The following is a 1,740-nucleotide window of genomic DNA, read 5'->3' on the forward strand; positions in this document are numbered from 1 at the left end:
TGTGGGTTGCGCCGTCGGGCGTGCCAGTGCCTGACGAGGCTGCGGGCGCTATTCGTCTTGAGGTCTCTGCCGAGGACGACAGCGGACGCCGCCTGCTCAGCGCCAGCTGGCCGCTCGATCGCACCGCGGATGCCTATCTGAAGTTCATGAAGACGTTCGAGCCGCTGCACGCCGCGATTGGCCGCGGAACGACTCTCTCCGACGCCGACGCCTTCACCGCCCGGATACTGCTGATCCACCACTATCGCCGCGTCGTGCTGCGCGATCCGCTGCTGCCCGAGAGCCTGCTTCCTGCGGATTGGCCGGGCAGGGCCGCCCGCGCGCTCTGCGGCGAGATCTATCGCGCACTGCTTGCTCCGTCCGAACAATGGCTTGATGGCCATGGAACCAATGAAAAAGGGCCATTGCCGGCGGCGCGAAAACTCCTGGAACGGAGGTTCGGCGCCTGACCATTATGTTACAGAAATATCTTGCATGAAGTAATTTCTGTTATATATTATCTCCCAATAAAACGGGAGGATGCGCATGTATACCCAGGCGCTGAACACGGCCGAGACCGAGGATCGCGGTCTTGAGGACGCGGCCAGGGCTGCGCAATTCCAGGCTCGCATCGATGCGGAGGAACGCATCGAGCCGAACGACTGGATGCCGGCGGCCTATCGCAAGACGCTCACCCGGCAGATCTCCCAGCACGCCCATTCCGAAATCGTCGGCATGCTGCCCGAAGGCAACTGGATCACGCGCGCGCCGACCTTGCGCCGCAAGGCTGCGCTGCTCGCCAAGGTGCAGGACGAGTGTGGCCACGGGCTCTATCTCTATGCCGCCGCCGAGACGCTCGGCACGTCGCGCGAAGAGCTGGTCGACGCCATGCTTGCCGGCAAGGCCAAATATTCCTCAATCTTCAACTATCCGACGCTGACCTGGGCCGACATCGGCACCATCGGCTGGCTGGTCGACGGTGCTGCGATCATGAACCAGATCCCGCTGTGCCGCTGCTCCTACGGTCCCTATGCGCGCGCGATGATCCGCGTCTGCAAGGAGGAGTCGTTCCACCAGCGCCAGGGCTACGAGATCATGCTGACGCTGTGCCGCGGCTCGGACGAGCAGAAGGCGATGGCGCAGGATGCGCTGAACCGCTGGTGGTGGCCGGTGCTGATGATGTTCGGCCCGCCCGATGCCACGAGCCAGCACAGCGACACTTCGACGAAGTGGAAGATCAAGCGCTTCTCCAATGACGAGCTGCGCCAGAAATTCGTCGATGCCACCGTGCCGCAGGCGCAATATCTCGGCCTCACCATTCCCGATCCCGGCATGACGCAGGATGCCGACGGGCACTGGCGCTACAGCGAGATCGACTGGACCGAGTTCAAGCAGGTGCTCGCCGGCAACGGCCCCTGCAACCGCGATCGGCTTGCCGCGCGCCGCAGGGCGCACGACGAGGGCGCCTGGGTGCGCGAGGCGGCAGCTAGCTACGCCGCCAAGCGCGCACGTCGCCAGACCGCGCAAGCGGCCGAATAGGGAGATCACGATGGCCACGCCGAACACGCCGCTGTGGGAAGTCTTCATTCGCAGCCGCAACGGGCTCGCGCACAAGCACGTGGGATCGCTGCATGCCAGCGATGCCACCATGGCCCTTCAGGCCGCCCGCGACATCTACACCCGTCGCGGCGAGGGCCTGTCGATCTGGGTCGTGCCGTCCACCGCGATCACTGCGAGCGACCCCGCCGAGAAGGGCATGAT

At 64.8% G+C, this 1,740-nt stretch carries 3 protein-coding genes; all 3 read left to right on the plus strand.

From position 1 onward, the window contains the following. A partial coding sequence (locus tag AC1D00_RS39815; RefSeq protein ID WP_477014466.1) for a PaaX family transcriptional regulator C-terminal domain-containing protein occupies positions 1-449 on the plus strand: 449 nt, incomplete at its 5' end. 76 nt (positions 450-525) lie between these two features. Then, complete coding sequence (gene paaA / locus AC1D00_RS39820; RefSeq protein ID WP_027543990.1) at positions 526-1,518, plus strand: 1,2-phenylacetyl-CoA epoxidase subunit PaaA; 993 nt, start codon at positions 526-528, stop codon at positions 1,516-1,518. A gap of 10 nt (positions 1,519-1,528) precedes the next feature. Beyond that, on the plus strand, positions 1,529-1,740 hold a 212-nt coding region (gene paaB / locus AC1D00_RS39825; RefSeq protein ID WP_477014467.1), incomplete at its 3' end, for a 1,2-phenylacetyl-CoA epoxidase subunit PaaB.

This window comes from Bradyrhizobium sp. P2_E8, from assembly GCF_056403875.1.

Coding starts and splice junctions, on each gene's coding strand:
- paaA (WP_027543990.1), top strand. CDS start 526: ATGTATACCCAGGCGCTGAACACGGCCGAGACCGAGGATCGCGGTCTT.